This window comes from Alcanivorax sp. HI0044, from assembly GCF_001634945.1.
Window position 1 is genome coordinate 1 of the sequence record NZ_LWEZ01001437.1, and the last position, 4767, is coordinate 4767.

The following is a 4767-nucleotide window of genomic DNA, read 5'->3' on the forward strand; positions in this document are numbered from 1 at the left end:
CCTGCATAATGCTAATTAATGCCGGGCACGCAGCACGCGACACGCAACAAGGCAATTGAGGCGTGCTGCCAGATGAATGAATCCGTCGCTGCGAATCGACTCGGCTTTTTTCGCGTGTAATGATACTTCCTTTGGGCGCAAATCTCTGACGCGTTGTTGCGTGTCGTGTGCGGCATGAAAGCGAGAATAAACCATGAGTGATGATCTGGATCCGACAACCCTGAGTGTGGAAACCCTGGCTATCCGTACGGCGCAATTGCGCACGGATGAAATGGCGCATTCGGATCCGATTTTCATGACCTCCAGCTTCGTGTACGAAAACGCGGCGCAAGCGGCGGCCCGGTTTAGCGGTGAAGAGCCAGGCAATATTTATTCCCGCTTTACCAATCCTACGGTGCGCGCATTCGAGCAACGCCTGGCGGCACTGGAAGGCGGTGAGGCCTGTGTGGCTTTCGCCTCCGGCATGGCGGCGATTAGCGGCACGTTTTTCGCTCTGCTGGCACCAGGCGACCACATCGTCAGCTCGCGCAGCGTTTTCGGCACCACCAACGTGATCTACGACCGTTACCTGAAGAAATTTGGTATCGATACCACGCTGGTGGACATGAGCGATCTTNCCCAGTGGGAAGAGGCGATTCGTCCGGAAACGAAAATGTTGTTTCTGGAAACGCCGTCGAATCCACTGGCGGAAGTCGGTGACATTGCCGCCCTGGCCAAGCTCGCCCATGACAACGGGGCGTTGCTGGTGGTGGATAACTGTTTCTGCACGCCGGCCCTGCAAAAACCTATCGAGCTGGGTGCTGACCTGATTATCCACAGCGCGACCAAATATCTGGACGGGCAGGGGCGTTNCCTCGGTGGTGCCGTGGTCGGCCCGAAAGAGCCCATGAATGATATTCTCGGGTTCGTTCGTTCTGCTGGTTCTTGTATGAGCCCGTTCAATGCCTGGGTCTTTATCAAGGGCCTGGAAACCTTGAGTCTGCGCATGAAGGCGCAAAGCGAGCGGGCCATGGTGTTGGCTGAATGGCTGGAAGCACAACCGGGGATTGCCCGGGTGCATTATGCCGGGCTGAAAAGTCACCCGCAGCATGAACTGGCGGGCAAGCAGCAGTCTGCCTATGGCGCAGTCATGTCCATTGAAGTGGAAGATGCTGCCGGTAATCGTGATCGTCAGGCAGCCTGGCGCTTTATTGATGCCACTCGCCTGATTTCCATTACCGCCAACCTGGGTGATGTTAAAACAACCGTGACTCACCCGGCGACCACGACCCATGGGCGAGTCAACGAAGAAGAAAAGCAGCGAGCAGGGGTGACGGAAAATCTGATTCGTCTGGCCATTGGCCTGGAGGGAGTAGAGGACCTGAAAGCAGACCTGAACCGCGGCCTGAAGGCGCTGGCCAGCGCTTGACCCCGCCTCGCTGCCCGAATTTGCAACCAATGCATAAAGGGGACGCATGCAGGCACTGGATAAAGCCCTGGCCCAGGTAGGCCGAGTTGTCCTGGGCAAAGAAGAACAACTGAAGCTGGCGCTTACCTGTATGTTGGCCAACGGCCACTTGCTGATCGAAGACCTGCCGGGCATGGGCAAAACCACTTTGGCCCATGCACTGGCGAGGGTGTTCCAGCTGGATTACCGGCGGGTGCAGTTCACCAGCGATATGCTGCCGGCGGATATCCTGGGTGTGTCCGTATTCGACCCCAACACCCAGCAATTTTCCCTCCGCGAAGGTCCGGTGTTCACCCAGTTGCTGCTGGCCGATGAAATCAACCGCGCCACGCCGAAAACCCAGAGTGCCTTGCTGGAAGCCATGGAAGAGCGGCAGGTCACGCTGGATGGGGTAACCCGTCCATTGCCCGCGCCGTTTTTTGTGGTGGCGACCCAGAACCCGGTAGATCAGGCGGGCACTTTCGTATTGCCGGAATCCCAGCTTGACCGCTTTCTGATGCGCATTTCTCTCGGCTACCCGGCCCCGGATGTGGAGCTGGAACTGCTTGCCGGCGGCGATTTGCGCCAGCAGGTGCGCGAGCTGAAAGCGGTAATCAATGGCGAAGGGTTGATGAAACTGGCCCAGGTGGTGGGCAAAATTCGTGTTACCCGCGAGCTGCTCGACTATGTGCAGCGGCTACTTGACGCCACGCGTTCTGATGACCGCTTTGTGGCGGGGCTGTCACCCCGTGCGGGTTTGGGGCTGTTACGTGCGGCACGAGCCTGGGCGCTGATTACGGGCCGGGACTATGTGCTGCCAGAAGACGTGCAGGCGGTCTGGGCCTCCGTGGCAGAGCATCGCCTGAGTGCTCGGCAAGGGGGCAGTGTGGCAGCCATTAGCCAGTCATTGCTCCAGTCCGTGCCAGTGGTACGGCGCTAGGGCGGCGCCGTGACGCTTCCTTCCGGGCTACGTCGGCTCTATGAGCGATGGCTGGCACGCCGACTGCCGGCGGCCAGCCAGATCGTTCTGAACCAGAAACGTATTTTTATTTTTCCTACCGGCTACGGATTCTTCTATCTGTTAGTGGCCGCGCTGCTGTTTATCGGTGGCATCAATTATGAAAACAACCTGATTCTGGCCCTGTCATTTCTGATGGCCAGCCTGTTTCTGGTTGCCATTTTGCATACCTTTCGCAATTTATCGGCCCTGGGCCTGCGTAATGGCACGGCGGAATCCGGTTTCAGTGGTGAAGAAGGGGCTCTGGAAGTGGTGCTGTTCGCTGAGCAGCGGGCCCACCATTGCGTCTGGTTGCGTTGGCCGGGGCAGGATGCACAGCAAGTGAGTGTCATGGCCGGGGAGGAGGAGAGCCTGTGGCTGAATCTGCCGTTGGCCAGAAGGGGCAAAATCTCGGCACCACGACTGAAAGTGGAAAGCCGTTTTCCTCTTGGCTTGCTGCGTACCTGGTCCTACGTGACGCTCGATCATTACTGTCTGGCCTGGCCGCGCCCGCAGGAAAGTGAAGATTGCCCAGCCGATGGTGGCAAAAATAACCAGCGGGCATTCAGTAGTGGGCAGTCCGGCAATGAAGAGTTTCAGGGGTTGCGCCGGTATGTGCCCGGTGACTCCTTGCGCAAGATCGACTGGAAAGGCTATGCCCGTGGTCGCGGCCTGAATACCAAGCTGTTCGAAGAGCCAGTGGGTGGGCGGTTATGGCTGCGCTGGGACAAGCTGGAAGGGCTGGGCGATGAACAACGGCTTTCCATTTTGTGTCACTGGGTGCTGGAGCTGGATCGGCAGCACCAGCCCTATGGGTTGGTGTTGCCGGGCCTGACATTGGCACCGGATACCGGTGATGTGCATCGCTGGCGCTTGCTGGATGCGCTGGCCTGTTACCCGGAGTTCTGATGGCGCGTATTTACCAGGTTCCTTCCCATACCCGCCTTTGGCTGACGCTTGCGGTAACGTTCTGTGCGCTGCCTCAGTTACTCAAAGGCCCGCTTTGGCAAGGGGGGCTGTTTGCGTTGGTGATCATTATCCGTGCCCTGGTCAACCGCCAGCGGATAGCGTTGCCCGGGCGTATTATCCGCAGCCTGTTGTTGATGGGGGCGGTGGCGCTCACCTTTTACAGCTTCGGCCGCCTGTACGGCCCGGAAGCCGGTGTGGCCCTGCTGGTGTCGCTGTTCGGGCTCAAGTATCTGGAAGTGGTTAGTCAGCGGGATGCCTACGTCTTGCTGGTGCTGGGTTTTTTCGTTTGTGCGACGTCGTTGCTGTTCTCGCAAAGCCCGCTGATGTTCCTCTATGTGTTGCTGTGCATGGTGCTACTCACCGCCTGTCTGGCGGGGATTAATCATAGCGATACCCGTGCCAGCGGCATGCAGCACCTTAAACGCGCCGGCATCATCATGGCCCAGGCGGTCCCCTTGATGCTGATTCTGTTTGTGCTGGTGCCCAGAGTGGCGCCGCTGTGGAACATGCAGGTGGGCAACGGAAAAGCCCGCACCGGGATGACCGACAGCATGGCCCCCGGACAGATCAGCGAGCTGTCAGAGTCGTCCGCGCTGGCGTTCCGCGTCGCTTTTGACGGCGATATGCCGCCGCCGGCAGAGCGCTACTGGCGCGGCCTGACATTGAGCCATTTTGATGGCCGGGCCTGGCAGCAGGCCATTCCTCGCGGCATGGATGAGGCGCGTTACCTGTACGGCGGCCGTGGGCCGACCCCGGACTGGGTGGATGCGTTGACAGCCGGGCGGGGCGACGGCACCAGCTATGCCTACCAGGTTATAGTTGAACCTACCCAGCGCCGCTGGCTGTTTGCCATGCCGGTACCCTTTGTCAGTGAGGGAGGCGTCAGCCTGGCCCGGGACATGCGGCTGGTGGCGAACAACCCGGTGAGCCAACGACAGAGCTATCAGGTTGTCAGTGTGCCGGCGGCAACCCGGCGGCTGCCATTGGCAGCAGAAGAGAAAGCGCTGATGCTGTCGATTCCTGACGAGAGCGGCCGCCGTGCCCGTGGTCTCGCCCAGCAGTGGCGCCTTGAGAACCCGTCGGATGCGGCAGTGGTGCAGCAGGCGTTGAGGTATTTTCGCCAACAGCCTTTCCACTACACGCTGCGACCGCCCAAACTGGTGGCCGACCCCATTGACGATTTCCTGTTCCGTTCGCGCAAGGGGTTCTGCGAGCATTATGCCTCCAGCTTTACCTTCCTGATGCGCGCTGCCGGAATCCCTGCCCGGGTGGTGGTGGGCTATCAGGGAGGCGAACAGAACAGTCTGGGTTCCCACTTGCTGGTGCGTCAATACGACGCCCATGCCTGGAGTGAGGTGTGGCTTGAGGGACAGGG

General features: G+C 59.5%; 4 protein-coding genes. All 4 read left to right on the top strand.

Annotated features, from left to right (window positions below; translation table 11 throughout):
* Nucleotides 1-193: 193 nt before the first annotated feature.
* Complete coding sequence (locus A3730_RS21295; protein WP_063538862.1) at nt 194-1408, top strand: O-succinylhomoserine sulfhydrylase; 1215 nt, start codon at nt 194-196, stop codon at nt 1406-1408.
* A 46-nt stretch (nt 1409-1454) separates the two neighbouring features.
* Nucleotides 1455-2366 (top strand): MoxR family ATPase, encoded by a 912-nt coding sequence (locus tag A3730_RS21300; protein ID WP_007150232.1) that lies wholly within the window; start codon nt 1455-1457, stop codon nt 2364-2366.
* Nucleotides 2367-2375: 9 nt separating this feature from the next.
* Nucleotides 2376-3332: a DUF58 domain-containing protein gene (locus tag A3730_RS21305; protein WP_063518664.1), complete on the top strand. Its 957-nt coding sequence runs from the start codon at nt 2376-2378 to the stop codon at nt 3330-3332.
* Nucleotides 3332-4767, top strand: a 1436-nt coding sequence (locus A3730_RS21310) for a DUF3488 and transglutaminase-like domain-containing protein (RefSeq protein WP_063538864.1), incomplete at its 3' end; no start/stop codon positions are given. The genes A3730_RS21305 and A3730_RS21310, both read left to right, overlap by 1 nt.